This is a genomic window from Cryobacterium sp. Y11 (genome assembly GCF_002929535.1).
In the GTDB taxonomy this organism is placed as follows: Bacteria; Actinomycetota; Actinomycetes; order Actinomycetales; family Microbacteriaceae; genus Cryobacterium.
This window is the reverse complement of record NZ_PJJO01000056.1, coordinates 177,644-192,472: the sequence shown is the minus strand read 5'-3', so window position 1 is coordinate 192,472 and position 14,829 is coordinate 177,644. Positions and strand designations below refer to the sequence as shown.

Sequence of the window (14,829 nt, the reverse complement as noted above, 5' to 3'; positions counted from 1 at the left end):
GGGCTTGTCCCTGTGAAAGAATAAGACCCGATGCTCACCATGCTACCGGCCCGCCAATTCAGTGCCCTGCGCCTGGCCGATGTTCTCACCAGTTCCCTTGACGCCATCTCGGCACGTCCCAATGTGCTCGGGCTTCCGCCGGTTCATAAGGGGGTCGTAATTCTGGCCGACGGCCTTGGCGCCAGTTCCATCAGAGCGCGCGCCGGACACGCCCGGTTTTTCTCTGCCCGATTGAACAAGTCGAGCATCATCGACGGTGTCTTTCCGGCCACGACCGCCGCGGGGATCGCAACGTTGACCACCGGAACCCCGCCTGGCCAGCACGGTCTGGTCGGCTATCAGGTGCTCGATCGGGCGCGCGATCGGGTCGTCAACCAGCTCACAGGCTGGGATGACGGCATGCAGCCAGCCAGCTGGCAACGCGCACGCACGGTCTTCGACCGGGCCGCAGACGAGAATGTACCAAGCTTTGCGATCGGCCCCAAACGTTTCGTGGACTCCGGGTTCACCCAGGCGGTGTTACGCGGGGCGCAGTACGTGGCCGCGGACAAAATGGCCGATCGTTTTACGGCCGCGCGCAGCATCCTGAACGACAACCCCACCGCACTGATCTACCTGTATGTGGCTGAACTCGACGTTGCCGCGCACGCGTACGGGTGGGAATCAGATCGCTGGTTGGCCGTGCTCGAAAACCTCGACTCGGAGGTGAGCCGGTTCGCGGAGACGCTCCGCTCCGATGAGGGCCTGCTATTGACAGCCGACCACGGAGTGATCGACGTTCCGAGCACCAGGCACGTGCTCTTCGATACCGAGCCAGCACTCGTGGCTGGGGTGCGTCACGTGGCGGGGGACCCGCGCTGTGTGCAGCTCTACCTCGAGCCGGCGCAGTCCGCGGTCACCGCCGACACGCTAGCGGATGCCTGGCGGCAGTCGGAGTCCGATCGCGCCTGGGTCTACACGCGCGCTGAGGCCGTTGCCGCTGGCCTGTACGGGCGGGTCGCCGACGAGGTACTGCCGCGCATCGGCGACGTCATCGTGGCCGCCCGCAAGGCCATCGCCTACTACGATTCCCGGCCCGCGAACCAGAAAGCTCGGGGCATGATCGGCCAACACGGCTCCCTCACCGATGAGGAAGTGCGTGTACCGCTCATTCGTGCCGGCGCCTTCGCTCGATAACGCAGCCAGGCACAGGTTGCGGTTGGTTAGACCGGGTACTGGCGGCGCTTGACCTGCGGCTTGGGCAGGCGCATCGGCCGCAGCTGCAGCGCGCGCATGGCGGCATACCAGCGGATGCGTTCGGCCTTCTCCTTGCCGAACTTGGCTTCTATTTTCTTGGTCAGGATGAAGCCGAGCGCCACACAGTCGATGACGGCGAGGATGAAGAACGCCCAGAGCGCGAAGATTGCGTAGACATCGATGCCCGGAACCGTCGTGAGCAGGATCACCAGGAACATGATCGGAATCATCAGCTCACCGACGTTGAATCGTGCGTCGACATAGTCACGGGCGTAGCGCTTCTGCGGGCCGCGTTCACGTAGCGGCAGATACTTGTCGACACCGGCAGCCATACCAGCCCGAGCAACATCGCGAGCTGCGGTCGATTTGGCGCGGGCCTGCTTAGCGGCAAGCTTGCGGTCCTCCGGTACGAGCGGACGTTTGTTGGCCGCTTCCTGCTTCTTGCGGGTGGGGGTCGGCTGACCCTTGCCAGCGTTGTTTGTAAGACCGAGGCGCGCTGCGGTCTCGTCTGAACTTTCAATCGACGGCTGAGCGTCGGGGGTTACGGGAGTCTTAGCCACATCAAATCCTTGCAATTGGGTGCCTTAAGATTACCCGTATGACTGGTAACCCACAGACAAATTCCCACCCCACTGGCGCGACGCACGGCTTCGCTCCAGCTTCGCTCATCGAATCGGGTACGCAACAGGCACTCCGCGTTGCGGTCGAACAGGGACTGCCCACGACCATCGCCGACCTCTGCGCGCTGGTGCGCATCCCTTCGGTGTCCTGGGCAGCCTTCGACCGCGCGCAGGTCGTTGCCAGCGCCGATGCGGTCGCGGCTTTGGTGCGCGAACTCGGAGTGTTCGAATCCGTCGACATCGTGCAGGCTGGGATACCAGGCAGCACCGAACTCGGCCAGCCCGCCATTCTCGCGTCGCGCCCGGCCCGCAACGGACGACCGACCGTGCTGCTCTACGCGCACCACGATGTGCAACCTCCCGGAAAGGATGAGGACTGGGAGTCGGACCCGTTCACGCCAACCGTGCGCGGCGACCGGCTCTACGGGCGCGGCGCCGCCGACGACAAGGCCGGGGTGATGGCCCACATCGCATCCATTCGCGCTCTCGTCACCGCCGTCGGGCCGGACTTTGATCTCGGGCTCGCTGTGTTCATCGAGGGAGAGGAAGAGTTTGGCAGCCGCTCCTTCGCTACGTTCCTCGAGGAGAACCGCGAGGCGCTGCGCGGCGACGTCATCGTCGTGGCCGATTCGAACAACTGGGACATCAATACCCCGGCGATCACCACAGCGCTGCGCGGCAATGTCACCCTGCGCTTGACCGTGCGCACACTAGCCCATGCTTCGCACTCCGGTATGTTTGGCGGCGCGGTCCCCGACGCAATGCTCGCCACGATCAAATTGCTCGCGACCCTGTACGACGACGATGGCTCCGTCGCCGTGGCCGGTCTCACCAGCATCGACGTGCCCACCCCTGACTACTCCGAGGAGCAACTGCGTGCCGAGACTGGGCTACTTCCGGGCGTCACTCCGATCGGACACGGGTCTATTCTCAGCCGAATCTGGTCTCAGCCCGCCCTCACCGTCACAGGCATCGATGCTCCAAGCGTCGATAATGCATCGAACACGCTCACCCCAAGCGTGAGCGTTCGGATCAGCACGCGCATCGCTCCCGGCCAGTCCGCGGTGGACGCTGCAGAGGCCATCGAAGCTCACCTGCGCGAGCACGCCCCGTTCGGCGCGTCGCTCGAGATTGACGACGTCGACACCGGCGAACCCTTTCTGGTCGACACCAGCGGCTGGGCCGTGACCGAGGCGCGATCGGCCATGACGGATGCCTGGAGCACGCCGCCCGTTGACATCGGCGTCGGCGGATCAATACCCTTCATCGCCGATCTGGTGCGCGTTTTTCCGGCCGCCCAGATTCTCGTCACCGGGGTCGAGGATCCCGATTCTCGCGCCCACAGCCCGAATGAATCCCTGCATCTGGGAGTGTTCAAACGGGCAATACTGAGCGAAGCATTTCTGCTCGGCAGCCTGAATGAACGCACCGGACACTGATCCTTGAGAACGACGTTCAGCAAAATGTGAGAACGTAGGAATGCCTCGGTCGATTTTCTGGTTGATCCAGATAGACTTATCGCAACCGACACCTGCGTGCGAAGCAGCTACTGCGCGAACCAAGGAGAAGCATGACCGACACCATGACCCACACCGTCGCCGCCACGAAGGAGACTGTTAGTTCCGCTGACGTGGCCACTCCGAGCGCCGCGCACGGCATCGGCCTCACCGAGTTCGCCGCGCTCAAGGTGCGCAGCCTGCTCACCCAAGAAGGCCGCGAAGACCTCCGCCTGCGCGTCGCCGTGCAACCCGGTGGTTGCTCCGGTCTGATCTACCAGCTGTATTTCGACGAGCGCATGCTCGAGGGCGATGCCGTTGTTGATTTCGATGGCGTCGAGGTCGTCGTTGACAAGATGAGCGTTCCCTACCTGGATGGCGCCTCGATCAACTTCGAGGACACGATCGAGAAGCAGGGCTTCACCATCGATAACCCGAACGCCGGCGGCAGCTGCGCGTGTGGAGATTCCTTCCACTAACCACCTGCTCAAGAAAGTTCACGGGGCAGGGGCATCATCATGCGATGATGTCCCTGCCCTTTTTTGTACCAGCACATCTGCGCCGGCGTGGTTTCGGCCGTTTTTTACCGCACGCGATCGGATTTGGCCCACTATCGGCCCGTGGCGCTGCAGAAAAATCTGCGCGGCACGCCCCGCTGGTGCACTTCAGGCCTACTCGCGGAGTAGGCTAGGAATCGATCAAAACACTTCCTGAAAAGTGTCCTCGAATCTCCCGAAAGGTCTCCGGTGCGCTATAACCACCGCCTTCGTTGGGCTGCCATTCCGCTAGCAGCGACGTTAGCCGTTGTGCTGGCCGGATGCACGCAGGCCCAGCTCCACGGTTTCATGCCCGGCTTTAATGAAGAGGGTGAAGCACCGGTAAGCAACCACACCGATGCCATCGCTGCATTGTGGACCACGGGGTGGATCGTTCTCCTCATCGTTGGCCTCATCACGTGGGGCCTGATCATTTGGACCATCGTTGTATACCGGCGACGAAAGGGTCAGACCGGACTCCCGGTTCAGCTGCGCTACAACATGCCGATCGAGATTTTCTACACGGTCGTGCCGTTTATTCTCGTCATCGGGTTCTTTGCTTTCACGGTACGCGACCAGATCGCCATTGAAAGCCGGTTCGAAACCCCCGACGTTCAGATTGAGGTGCAGGCCAAGCAGTGGGCCTGGGACTTCAACTATGTCGACGAAGACGTCTACTCGCCCGGAATTCAGGGTCAGCCGGACCCCGACGGTGCCGCCGGCTCCCTGATCGAATCCGAGTTGCCGGTTCTCGTTCTGCCGGTCAACCAGAAGGTTGAAATCGCACTCGAATCTCGCGACGTTATTCACTCCTTCTGGGTCATCGACTTTTTGTATAAGAAAGACGTCGTTCCCGGCAAGACGAACTACATGTCGGTCATCCCCGAACGCATCGGCACGTTCAAGGGCAAGTGCGCGGAGCTGTGCGGCGAGTATCACTCGCTGATGTTGTTCAACGTCGAGGTTGTCTCGCAGGCTGACTACGACACCTACATTCAGTCTCTGCGAACTGCTGGCAACACCGGTCAACTCGACAACAACTACGACCGCAATCAGAATCAGCCGGGCACCAGCGCCCCGACGGCTCCGGAGGGTAACTAAGCCATGAGCACGACCATCGCAACCGTCGAGTCCCGCCCGGCGAACCCGATCGCTCCGTCCGCGGAGCGCAAGGGCAACATTCTCGTCCGGTGGATCACCTCCACGGACCACAAGGTCATCGGGTACATGTACCTGATCACGTCGTTCATCTACTTCTGCCTCGGCGGCGTCATGGCACTGATCATTCGTGCTCAGCTGTTTGCCCCCGGCCTCGACGTCGTGTCGACCAAGGAGCAGTACAACCAGCTATTCACGATGCACGGCACAATCATGCTGCTGATGTTCGCCACACCGCTGTTTTTCGGCTTCGCCAACGTGCTGATACCGTTGCAAATCGGTGCTCCCGACGTGGCCTTCCCTCGGCTGAACGCCCTCGCATACTGGTTCTTCAACTTCGGTAGCCTCATTGCGGTTGCTGGCTTCCTGACTCCTCAGGGTGCGGCATCCTTTGGTTGGTTCGCGTACCAGCCGCTGGCAAGTACGACATTCTCACCGGGAGTAGGTGGCAACCTGTGGATGGTGGGTCTCGGTCTCTCGGGGTTTGGTACCATTCTCGGCTCGGTCAACTTCATCACGACCATTATCACCATGCGCGCCCCCGGCATGACGATGTGGCGCATGCCGGTATTTACCTGGAATACTCTCATCACTGCGTTGCTCAGCCTGATGGTTTTCCCCGTCCTGGCCGCCGCCATGCTCGCCGCAGCGTCTGACCGTATCTTCGGTTCGCACATCTATGACCCGGCCAACGGTGGTGCGATCCTGTGGCAACACTTGTTCTGGTTCTTTGGGCACCCCGAGGTATACATCATCGCTCTGCCATTCTTCGGCATTGTGTCCGAGGTATTCCCGGTGTTTAGCCGCAAGCCGATGTTCGGGTACAAGACGCTCATTTATGCAACGATTTCTATCGCGGCGCTATCCGTCTCGGTGTGGGCGCACCACATGTACGTCACAGGTTCCGTGCTGCTGCCGTTCTTCTCGCTCATGACCATGCTCATTGCGGTGCCGACCGGGGTGAAGATCTTCAACTGGATCGGTACCATGTGGCGAGGGTCCATTACCTTCGAGACTCCGATGATCTGGGCCATTGGCTTTCTCGTGACCTTCACCTTTGGTGGTCTCACCGGCGTTATTCTTGCTTCGCCGCCGCTCGATTTCCACGTATCAGACACGTATTTCGTCGTGGCTCACTTCCACTACGTTGTCTTCGGTACCGTTGTATTCGCCATGTTCAGTGGGTTCTACTTCTGGTGGCCCAAGTGGACAGGCAAAATGCTCAACGAGAGCCTCGGCAAGTGGCACTTCTGGTTGCTGTTCATCGGTTTTCACACGACGTTCCTGATCCAGCACTGGCTGGGAGTTATGGGTATGCCCCGTCGGTATGCCACGTATTCGCCGGAGGACGGCTTCACCTGGATGAACCAGGTGTCCACCATTGGTGCCATGATCCTGGCCGTGTCGATGATTCCGTTCTTCCTGAACGTGTACATCACGGCCCGCAAAGCGCCCAAGGTCACGGTCAACGACCCATGGGGGTATGGTGCCTCACTGGAATGGGCCACGTCCTGCCCGCCGCCGCGGCACAACTTCACGTCGATTCCGCGCATTCGTTCCGAGCGCCCGGCGTTTGACCTCAATCACCCTGAAGCCGGCCTTCCCATTGGAATTGGCCCGGGCAAAGATGCGCCGGACGCACCAGTCGTCGACATCGACTCGAATCGGGTGAAATAAATGAAGACCAACGTCAATCTGCTCTGGGTACTGGCCGTATTCTTCGCGGTCGTCACGGCTGTTTATGTTGTGTGGAGCTTGGTGGATCCGTTCCACGGGCGAGTTGAATGGGCCGGCACCTTCATGCTTGGCCTATCCACGATTCTGATGGCTTTCGTCGCGTTCTACCTCGACAAGGTGCACGCCGCTCAGGGTGGGGAACTGCCCGAGGACCGTCTCGATGGCAACATCGATGATGGAGACCCTGAGATGGGTTTCTTCAGCCCGTGGAGCTGGTGGCCGATCTTTCTGGCCGCCTCGACCGCGTTGTTGTTCCTGGGACTAGCGGTCGGCTACTGGATCTCCTTCATTGGCGTTGGCCTGGGTCTGGTCGCTCTGACCGGCTGGGTCTACGAGTACTATCGAGGCCTGTTCGCCCGCTAAGTACGAGAACGACCGAAACCGATCTTCCCCCAGGGGTAGGTCGGTATCGGTCGTTAAAGGGCGTTGTGGAGCTGCCAAGGGCCGCGCATGAACCGGGACTAGCGGTCACGCCTCCGTGATGCATGACGCCGTCTCGCGGCGCCGGAACCCGAAGATGTCAAAGTCGATCGTAACGTCCTGCATCAGGGCTGGGTCGAGCACAATGCTCGACGCAGCCCTGTGGTGCGATGAGGGGCCCATTCCGATGAGCGACGCAATCTCGGAGGCCGGGAGGTGCACGGTTCGATCGAGCTGTTGGTGGCTCTCCTGGGCGAACCAGGAAGTCAGACTGGACCGGAGGTGCGCGGCCTTGTCTGCTTGCATCTGCACGGCCAGGCCAGCCTGACGGAGCTCGCGCAGATGGCTGGGCCGAGGTATAACGACGAGCAGCAGCCCTCCGGGACGCAGAACGCGGTGGAACTCCGCGGCGTTGCGGGGTGCGAAAACGTTCAAGATGACGTCCGCGGCTGCACCCTTCAAGGGTAGCGGGGACCAAACATCCGCTACCAGGCCATCAACTCGGTCGTGTGAGCGGATGGTGCGGCTTACGGCAGTGGGGGAGATGTCCATGCCGAGCGCTCGAGCTTCATCGCCGGGCGGTAGAGCGGCGCTCAGGTAGTAACCGGTTCCGCACCCGACGTCGAGGATGCGGTTGGGGTGCTCCTCGGCGATACAAGCCTGGATCGCGCTTTGAAGCGGCTCATACCAACCGGCGGCCAGAAAGCGAGCACGAGCGTCAAGCATAGTAACGCTGTCGCCGATGAATTTTGATGACCCAGTTAGCAGGTTGATGAAACCCCGTTTGTTGACGTCGAAGGAGTGCCCCGTGCGACAACCCAGCCGCAGCTCTGCGGTGTGAGTCAGGGGGAGAAAACAGTTCGGGCACCGAAGCCACTCCGATAACGTCTGGAGTGACATCGATGCCCGATCTGTGCGTGCTATAGAAAGACTGCTACTTATCTGTGATCTCCGACGGACGATCGCTGTCGGTGATCGCAGCAGGATGATCGCCGTGTGCGTGATCGAGCTCGGTCTGCGTGACCGGAGCGATCCGATCTTCGAAGAACCAACGGGTCAGTCCGGCTCGAATCTTCTCTGCCGCACCGATCTTGCCCTGCGCATTTGGACGCAGCATGAGCGGCTTGAAGTCGTTGTAGCTAACCAACTTCCAACGCTCGTACTCGTCGACGGGCTGGTGTACTTCGATGAATTCACCACCGGGCATGCGAACGATTCGGCCGGACTCGTAGCCGTGCAGCACGATCTCGCGGTCCTTCTTCTGCAGGGCGAGGCAGACCCGCTTGGCGATGAAGAAGGCCAGGAACGGGGCGAGTATCGTCGTGGCCTGGATGGTGTGAATGACCCCCTCCATAGTGACGTGGAAGTGCGTCGCGATGATGTCCGACGACGCAGCCGCCCAGAGAGAGGCATAGAACGTGACGCCGGCGGCCCCGATCGCGGTGCGGGTCGGAGCGTTACGCGGGCGATCCAGCAGGTGGTGCTCACGCTTATCTCCGGTGATCCACGCTTCAATAAACGGATAGACCATGACGAGCACAATGAACAGTCCAACTACCGCAAGGACCACGAGGATGTTGAGGGAGTACGTGTGGTTCAGCCACACGAACTCCCACCCCGGCGGGATCAGTCTCAAGGCGCCGTCGGCAAAGCCGATGTACCAGTCCGGCTGGGTACCAGCAGACACCGGTGATGGGTCGTATGGTCCGTAGTTCCAGATTGGGTTGATCGTGAACAACGAGGCGATCAGCATGACAACACCGAACACGATGAAGAAGAACCCACCGGCCTTGGCGGCGTAGACGGGGAGGACCGGGTAACCAACAACGTTCTGGTTGGTATGGCCAGCCGACGGGTACTGGGTGTGCTTGTGTACAACGACGAACAAGAGGTGCATGGCGATCAACGCGACGATGATGGCAGGCAATAGCAAAATGTGCAGCGAATACAAGCGTCCAACGATGTCGGTACCGGGGAACTCGCCGCCGAAGAGTAGGAATGAGGTCCAGGTTCCGATGACCGGAATACCCTTAAGCATTCCATCGATAATGCGTAGGCCGTTACCGGAGAGCAGGTCGTCGGGCAGAGAGTAACCGGTGAAGCCTTCGGCCATCGCGAGGATGAAGAGGATAAAGCCGATCACCCAGTTGAGCTCGCGCGGCTTGCGGAACGCACCGGTGAAGTAGATGCGAAGCATGTGCAGCCCAATGGCGGCCACGAACAGCAGTGCTGCCCAGTGGTGCACCTGGCGCATAAGCAACCCGCCCCGAATATCAAAGGAAATGTCCATCGTCGACGACATGGCCGCTGACATCGGTATTCCCTTGAGCGGAGGGTAGGAGCCTTCGTAGACGACTTCTGCCATCGATGCCTGGAAGAAGAAGGTCAGGAATGATCCGGACAGCAAGATGATGACGAAGCTGTACAGCGCCACCTCACCTAACAGGAACGACCAATGGTCGGGAAAAATTTTGCGGCCAAGTTCTTTGACCGCACCCGAGATACTCGTGCGCTCGTCAATGTAGTTGGCGGCCGCGGCCGTGAAGCCACCGGTCTTCTTCGTCTCGACGGTTTGACCGTTGGAGGGTGCTCGGGTACTTGTGGTTGTCATGCTCGCTCCCAGAAACTCGGGCCGACTGGTTCATTGAAATCGCTCTGTGCGATGAGATAACCTTCAGCGTCCACGGCGATCGGAAGCTGGGGTAGGGCACGCTTGGCTGGCCCGAAGATGACCTTGCAGTGGTCCTCCACATCAAACTGAGACTGATGGCACGGGCACAGCAGGTGATGCGTGTGCTGCTCATACAGTGCAACCGGGCATCCAACGTGGGTGCAGATCTTGGAGTATGCCACGATGCCGTCGTACGACCAGGTCTTGCGGGCTTCTTCTTCGACGAGATCTTTTGGATCCAGCCGGATGAGCAGCACGGCGGCTTTGGCCTTCTCTTCCAGACGACCGTGACCCATTTCGGACAAACCTTCCGGGATGACGTGGAAGGACGAGCCGAGCGTGACATCCGCTGCCTTGATCGGGGTTCCGCTCGGATCCATGGTCAGACGAACGCCCTTCTTCCACATGGTCTCCTTGAGCAGTTCGACCGGGTCCTGGTCCATCGGGCCGAGTCCACGAAACAGAACGACGGCGGGAAGCGGGAAGACGACCAAAGCGCCGATCAGGCTGTTCCTAATAAGTGTACGACGACCGAAGCCGGATTCGTCATTGGCCTGCTGAAAGATCTCAACGGCGCGGGCGCGAACGGGCTCTGTGCCACGCACGGGGTGGCGTTCGTCGATACCCTCGTGATCACTCATGAGTGCCTTGCCCCAATGCACAGCGCCAATGCCGATGGCGAGCAACGCGAGGGAGAGTCCGAGGCCGATGAACAGGTTGTTCAGGCGAACGGAACTTGGATCTTCGGGAACGATGGGGAAGGCCATGTAGGCGGCGATGGCGAAAACACTACCCACGATAGAAACGTAGAACAACGTGTAAACGGTGCGCTCCGCCTTGCGTTCTTCCTTGTGATCAAGGTCGGTGGCGCGCGGACGGTGCGGCGGAAGACCTGGGTTGCCCAGCGAATCCCGTGCGACGACGGCAGTGCTTGCGGCGACTGGAGCGAGCTCGTCGCCAGGCGAGTCGGCGGCGGTTACGTCCTCCGCGCCGTTATCGTCCTTGGCCATTGTTCTCCTTTATAGGCTGTGTTAATACTCGGCGCTGGCTTACTGCCCAGCGCGAAGTCGTTACTCTGCGCCGGGTCAAACCCGAATGCCGGTGGTTAGTGGGGCTGTAGTTCATTCGACGGTACTAATTTGATTTTGCGGTGATCCACACGGTTAGGGCCACGATGGCCCCCAAACCGAAGATCCAGATAAAGAGTCCCTCGGCAACCGGACCGATCGAGCCAAGTGCAAGTCCACCCGGGGACGGGTTGTTCTCCACGTACTTGAGGTACGTGATGATGTCGCGCTTGTTCTCGGGGGAGATGTTCATGTCGTTGAAGACCGGCATGTTCTGCGGGCCGGTGACCATGGCCTCGTAGATGTGCTGAGCCGACACGTTCTCGATCGCGGGAGCGAATTTGCCCTCGGTCAGGGCTCCACCGGCGCCAACGACGTTGTGGCACATGGCGCAGTTGATGCGGAACAGCTCGGCACCGACCGCAGCATCGCCAGCAGCATCGAGTAGTTCGGCCGCTGGAATGGCAGGTCCAGGGGCGAGCGAAGCAACGTATGCAGCGAGTGCTGCGATCTGCTCTGCGGTGAACTGCACGGGCTTCTTTTGGGCTTGCGGACCCTGCATCTGCATAGGCATGCGGCCCGTGCCAACTTGGAAGTCGACCGACGCTGCGCCAACTCCGATCAGGCTGGGACCCTCAGCAGAACCCTGAGCACTCAGCCCGTGGCAGGTGGCGCAGTTCGCTGCGAAGAGTTTTTCGCCCTCAGCGATGGTTTGCTGGGAGGACGCATCCGTTGTGGCAACGGCGGTGCTGGTGCTGAAGGCCGCGTACGCGCCTCCGGTGAACAGCAAGCCAATGGCGATAAGGGCGACACTGGCAAGTGGATGGCGACGTCCGCTTTTGCGTGTTTGACGAGCTTGGTGTGTTTTGATCGTGGTCATGCTGAAGTGGTCCGCTCCCGATTCTCAGTTAAAACTTCTATTTAAGAACGTAGACGACCAGGAAGAGCCCGATCCAGACAACGTCGACGAAGTGCCAGTAGTACGAAACCACAATGGCACTGGTGGCCTCTTTATGGCCAAAGTTTTTGACCGCGAAACCACGACCAATGATAAGAAGGAACGCGATCAATCCGGCCGTGACGTGAATACCGTGGAAGCCAGTCGTGATGTAGAACGCTGAACCGTAGGCATTGGAGGAGAGCGAGATTCCCTCGGACACCAAAGTGGCGTACTCGAACACCTGGCCGGTGACGAAGATCGCGCCAAGGGCGTAGGTCAGGAAGAACCACTCGATCATGCCCCACTGGCTCGGCTTCCAGCCGGTCGAACGAGCCTGTAATCGCTCGGCCGCAAACACCCCGAACTGACATGTCACCGACGATGACACCAACACGAGCGTGTTGATCAACGCAAAGGTGAAATTGTGCTTGTCCGCCTCGAAAAGCCATAACTCGGGGGAGGTTGAACGAAGCGTGAAGTAGATGGCGAACAACCCCGCGAAGAACATCACTTCGCTGCCCAACCACACAATGGTGCCCACAGCCACGCTGTTAGGCCGGTTCACAGCGGGCGCACTCGCCGTCTGAGTAATTGAGGTGCTGGTCACTCATCTATTATGACCGATATTCCCACAGGTTTTTCTCAATCAGGCGTGCAAGTGCCCTTTTATGCCCGGTAGAGTGATTCTTTTCTCTGGTCGTAGAGCCGTGTATTCGGGCGAGTCGGGCTCGTTCTTCTAAGATCGGGATCATGCTTGAATCGCAGTCTTGGCCCAACGTATTGAATTCCCTCCTTGAGGGGAGAGACCTGAGCGTGGCGGACGCCGCCTGGAGCATGGAACAAATCATGCTCGGTCAGGCAAGCCCGTCCCAGCTGGGGGCCTTTCTGGTTGCTCTGCGAGCAAAGGGGGAGACCGTCGATGAGATCGTCGGTTTCCGTGATGCTGTACTCGATCACGCGATTGCATTGCCGGTAAATCCCATGGCCTTGGACATTGTGGGCACCGGCGGCGACAAATTCGGCACCGTGAACATTTCAACCATGGCGTCGATTGTCTGTGCTGCCGCCGGAGTACCGGTGGTCAAGCACGGCAACCGTGCGGCGAGCTCAGCGTCTGGATCGTCGGACGTGCTGGGTGAATTGGGCATTGACCTCTCACGCGACGCCGCCAAGGTCGCTCAGGTGTTCGAGGAAACCGGAATTACGTTTGCCTTTGCTGCGGCTTTTCACCCGGGCTTTCGGCACGCGGCCCTTACCCGGAGCGAGCTGGGCATTCCCACCGTTTTTAACTATCTCGGCCCGCTGTGTAATCCGGCTCGGCCGGAGGCATCCGCTGTCGGTGTGGCAAGCCTGGATCGAGTTCCGCTTTTTGTGGGCGTGTTTCAGACCCGAGGGGCGACGGCCCTCGTTTTTCGCGGCGATGACGGCCTGGATGAACTGACCACGACCGGCCATAGTCACGTGTGGGAGGTGTCGCGCGGTCTGGTAACGGAGCACGATATTGATCCGCGTGACCTCGGTATTAAGCGGGCCCAAATGAGCGACCTGGTTGGCGGCTCACCGCGTCACAACGCCGACGTCGTGCACGCGGTGCTAGCGGGCGATCGAGGCCCGATTCGGGACATCGTGCTGCTGAACGCTGCTGCGGGTCTGGCCGCATTTGACCTCGCCAACGATCCTTCCCAGGTGCAGGTCGCTATCCTGGAACGTTTCCGCGCCAAAATGGCCGTGGCCGCCGAAGCCATTGACTCCGGTGATGCCACGGCCAAGCTGTTGGCGTGGGTTGCGGCTACCCGGGTCTGATCACGAGACGAGTAGGGGCAGCAGACTGTGCACGGTGCAGCTGGCTTGGCCACATCGACTACGTTGACCGTGGGAGTATTCGTTAGGCGCGAAGCGCTCAATCAAGTCCGTGGCATCACCGAGTGAATGGCTGGTCATGAAGAAGCTCATCAACGATCCGAAGAACGTCGTCAACGAGGCCGTCGTAGGGTTCGAGGTGGCTCACTCCGACATTGTGCGCGTTTCGCACGATCCCCTTTTCATTGTGCGAGCGGATGCACCGGTGCGCGGCAAGGTGGGAATCGTCAGTGGTGGAGGCAGTGGCCACGAACCACTGCACGGCGGATTCGTCGGTGTCGGAATGCTCGACGCTGCCGTACCAGGGCCGGTCTTCACCTCGCCGACACCAGACCCGATCCTGGCCGCTACGCAGGCCGTTGACGGCGGAGCCGGTGTGCTGCACATCGTGAAGAACTATACCGGCGACGTGTTGAACTTCGAGACGGCTGCCGATCTCGCATCCGCTGAAGGCATCGACGTTCGTACAGTCGTCATCAATGACGATGTCGCTGTAAAAGACTCGCTCTATACGGCCGGGCGCCGCGGTGTGGCTGGAACGGTGCTGGTCGAGAAGATCGCCGGCGCTGCTGCCGAACGCGGCGATGGTCTGGACGCCGTGGCTGCTGTGGCAGAGAAGGTGAATTCCCGGGTGCGCACGATGGGGGTCGCGTTGACCCCGTGCGTGGTACCGCACGCGAGCGAGCCGAGCTTCGTGCTCGCCAACGACGAAATTGAGATCGGCATTGGAATCCACGGTGAGCCCGGCCGGGAACGCATCAAGCTCGAGCCGGCCGACGCCATCGTCGATCGGTTGCTCGCCCCAATTTTAGAGGACCTGCCGTTTGAAAACGGTGACGATGTGCTTCTCCTTGTCAACGGTATGGGCGGCACGCCGCTGGTTGAGCTGTACATCGTATTTCGTCGTGCAGTCGAAGTGCTCACTGAGCAGGGAATTAAGGTGACCCGCAGCCTCGTGGGAAACTACACGACGAGTCTCGAAATGGCCGGAGCCTCCATTTCTGTGCTGAAGCTTGACGACGAATTGACATCCCTCTGGGATGCCCCTGTGCAAACAGCGGCGCTCCGGTGGGGACGGTAGAAGGAGA

At 60.3% G+C, this 14,829-nt stretch carries 14 protein-coding genes and 1 pseudogene; 8 read left to right on the top strand and 7 right to left on the bottom strand.

Annotated elements, in window-relative coordinates:
• The first annotated feature begins 30 nt into the window (after positions 1 to 30).
• The gene (locus CXY75_RS10235; RefSeq protein WP_199182423.1) at positions 31 to 1,176 is read left to right on the top strand and encodes an alkaline phosphatase family protein; all 1,146 of its coding nucleotides are present in this window, start codon (positions 31 to 33) and stop codon (positions 1,174 to 1,176) included.
• A gap of 26 nt (positions 1,177 to 1,202) precedes the next feature.
• Here CXY75_RS10235 and CXY75_RS10230 read toward each other — a convergent pair whose 3' ends face one another.
• Positions 1,203 to 1,796, bottom strand: a complete 594-nt coding sequence (locus CXY75_RS10230; RefSeq protein WP_104082712.1) for a DUF3043 domain-containing protein — start codon at positions 1,794 to 1,796, stop codon at positions 1,203 to 1,205.
• 38 nt (positions 1,797 to 1,834) lie between these two features.
• Here CXY75_RS10230 and CXY75_RS10225 point away from each other — a divergent pair, with 38 nt between their 5' ends.
• From CXY75_RS10225 to CXY75_RS10205, 5 genes are all read left to right on the top strand, one after another.
• Entirely contained in the window at positions 1,835 to 3,295 is a 1,461-nt protein-coding gene (locus CXY75_RS10225) for a dipeptidase (RefSeq protein ID WP_104082711.1), read from the top strand.
• 143 nt (positions 3,296 to 3,438) lie between these two features.
• The gene (locus tag CXY75_RS10220; RefSeq protein ID WP_369826711.1) at positions 3,439 to 3,831 is read left to right on the top strand and encodes a HesB/IscA family protein; all 393 of its coding nucleotides are present in this window, start codon (positions 3,439 to 3,441) and stop codon (positions 3,829 to 3,831) included.
• Between the two features lie 267 nt (positions 3,832 to 4,098).
• Positions 4,099 to 4,989, top strand: a complete 891-nt coding sequence (gene coxB / locus CXY75_RS10215; RefSeq protein ID WP_104082709.1) for a cytochrome c oxidase subunit II — start codon at positions 4,099 to 4,101, stop codon at positions 4,987 to 4,989.
• 3 nt (positions 4,990 to 4,992) lie between these two features.
• A complete protein-coding gene (ctaD, locus tag CXY75_RS10210) occupies positions 4,993 to 6,723 on the top strand; it encodes a cytochrome c oxidase subunit I (RefSeq protein WP_104082708.1) in 1,731 nt (576 codons plus the stop codon).
• Positions 6,724 to 7,146, top strand: a complete 423-nt coding sequence (locus CXY75_RS10205; RefSeq protein ID WP_104082707.1) for a cytochrome c oxidase subunit 4 — start codon at positions 6,724 to 6,726, stop codon at positions 7,144 to 7,146.
• Positions 7,147 to 7,251: 105 nt separating this feature from the next.
• On the opposite strand, the gene CXY75_RS10200 is transcribed toward CXY75_RS10205, so the two are convergent.
• From CXY75_RS10200 to CXY75_RS10180, 6 genes and pseudogenes are all read right to left on the bottom strand, one after another.
• Positions 7,252 to 7,929 (bottom strand): methyltransferase domain-containing protein, encoded by a 678-nt coding sequence (locus CXY75_RS10200; protein WP_158251178.1) that lies wholly within the window; start codon positions 7,927 to 7,929, stop codon positions 7,252 to 7,254.
• A gap of 48 nt (positions 7,930 to 7,977) precedes the next feature.
• A pseudogene (locus CXY75_RS21025) lies at positions 7,978 to 8,103 on the bottom strand (SAM-dependent methyltransferase); the annotation flags it as partial.
• 34 nt (positions 8,104 to 8,137) lie between these two features.
• Positions 8,138 to 9,814, bottom strand: coding sequence for a ubiquinol-cytochrome c reductase cytochrome b subunit (locus CXY75_RS10195; protein ID WP_104082705.1), 1,677 nt, complete (start codon positions 9,812 to 9,814; stop codon positions 8,138 to 8,140).
• Entirely contained in the window at positions 9,811 to 10,884 is a 1,074-nt protein-coding gene (locus CXY75_RS10190) for a ubiquinol-cytochrome c reductase iron-sulfur subunit (protein WP_104082704.1), read from the bottom strand. The genes CXY75_RS10195 and CXY75_RS10190 overlap by 4 nt, the downstream gene beginning before the upstream one ends.
• A 124-nt stretch (positions 10,885 to 11,008) precedes the next feature.
• A complete protein-coding gene (locus CXY75_RS10185) occupies positions 11,009 to 11,821 on the bottom strand; it encodes a cytochrome c (RefSeq protein WP_104082703.1) in 813 nt (270 codons plus the stop codon).
• 37 nt (positions 11,822 to 11,858) lie between these two features.
• Positions 11,859 to 12,488: a heme-copper oxidase subunit III gene (locus tag CXY75_RS10180; RefSeq protein WP_233201835.1), complete on the bottom strand. Its 630-nt coding sequence runs from the start codon at positions 12,486 to 12,488 to the stop codon at positions 11,859 to 11,861.
• Positions 12,489 to 12,631: 143 nt separating this feature from the next.
• On the opposite strand from CXY75_RS10180, the gene trpD reads away from it, so the two are divergent.
• Positions 12,632 to 13,684, top strand: coding sequence for an anthranilate phosphoribosyltransferase (gene trpD / locus CXY75_RS10175; protein WP_104082702.1), 1,053 nt, complete (start codon positions 12,632 to 12,634; stop codon positions 13,682 to 13,684).
• A 136-nt stretch (positions 13,685 to 13,820) separates the two neighbouring features.
• On the top strand, positions 13,821 to 14,822 hold the full coding sequence (dhaK, locus tag CXY75_RS10170) for a dihydroxyacetone kinase subunit DhaK (RefSeq protein ID WP_104082701.1): 1,002 nt from the start codon (positions 13,821 to 13,823) through the stop codon (positions 14,820 to 14,822).
• Positions 14,823 to 14,829 lie beyond the last annotated feature (7 nt).

Coding starts and splice junctions, on each gene's coding strand:
- ctaD (WP_104082708.1), top strand. CDS start 4,993: ATGAGCACGACCATCGCAACCGTCGAGTCCCGCCCGGCGAACCCGATC.
- trpD (WP_104082702.1), top strand. CDS start 12,632: ATGCTTGAATCGCAGTCTTGGCCCAACGTATTGAATTCCCTCCTTGAG.
- CXY75_RS10225 (WP_104082711.1), top strand. CDS start 1,835: ATGACTGGTAACCCACAGACAAATTCCCACCCCACTGGCGCGACGCAC.
- CXY75_RS10235 (WP_199182423.1), top strand. CDS start 31: ATGCTCACCATGCTACCGGCCCGCCAATTCAGTGCCCTGCGCCTGGCC.
- CXY75_RS10195 (WP_104082705.1), bottom strand. CDS start 9,814: ATGACAACCACAAGTACCCGAGCACCCTCCAACGGTCAAACCGTCGAG.
- CXY75_RS10220 (WP_369826711.1), top strand. CDS start 3,439: ATGACCCACACCGTCGCCGCCACGAAGGAGACTGTTAGTTCCGCTGAC.
- CXY75_RS10185 (WP_104082703.1), bottom strand. CDS start 11,821: ATGACCACGATCAAAACACACCAAGCTCGTCAAACACGCAAAAGCGGA.
- CXY75_RS10205 (WP_104082707.1), top strand. CDS start 6,724: ATGAAGACCAACGTCAATCTGCTCTGGGTACTGGCCGTATTCTTCGCG.
- CXY75_RS10190 (WP_104082704.1), bottom strand. CDS start 10,884: ATGGCCAAGGACGATAACGGCGCGGAGGACGTAACCGCCGCCGACTCG.
- CXY75_RS10200 (WP_158251178.1), bottom strand. CDS start 7,929: ATGCTTGACGCTCGTGCTCGCTTTCTGGCCGCCGGTTGGTATGAGCCG.
- dhaK (WP_104082701.1), top strand. CDS start 13,821: ATGAAGAAGCTCATCAACGATCCGAAGAACGTCGTCAACGAGGCCGTC.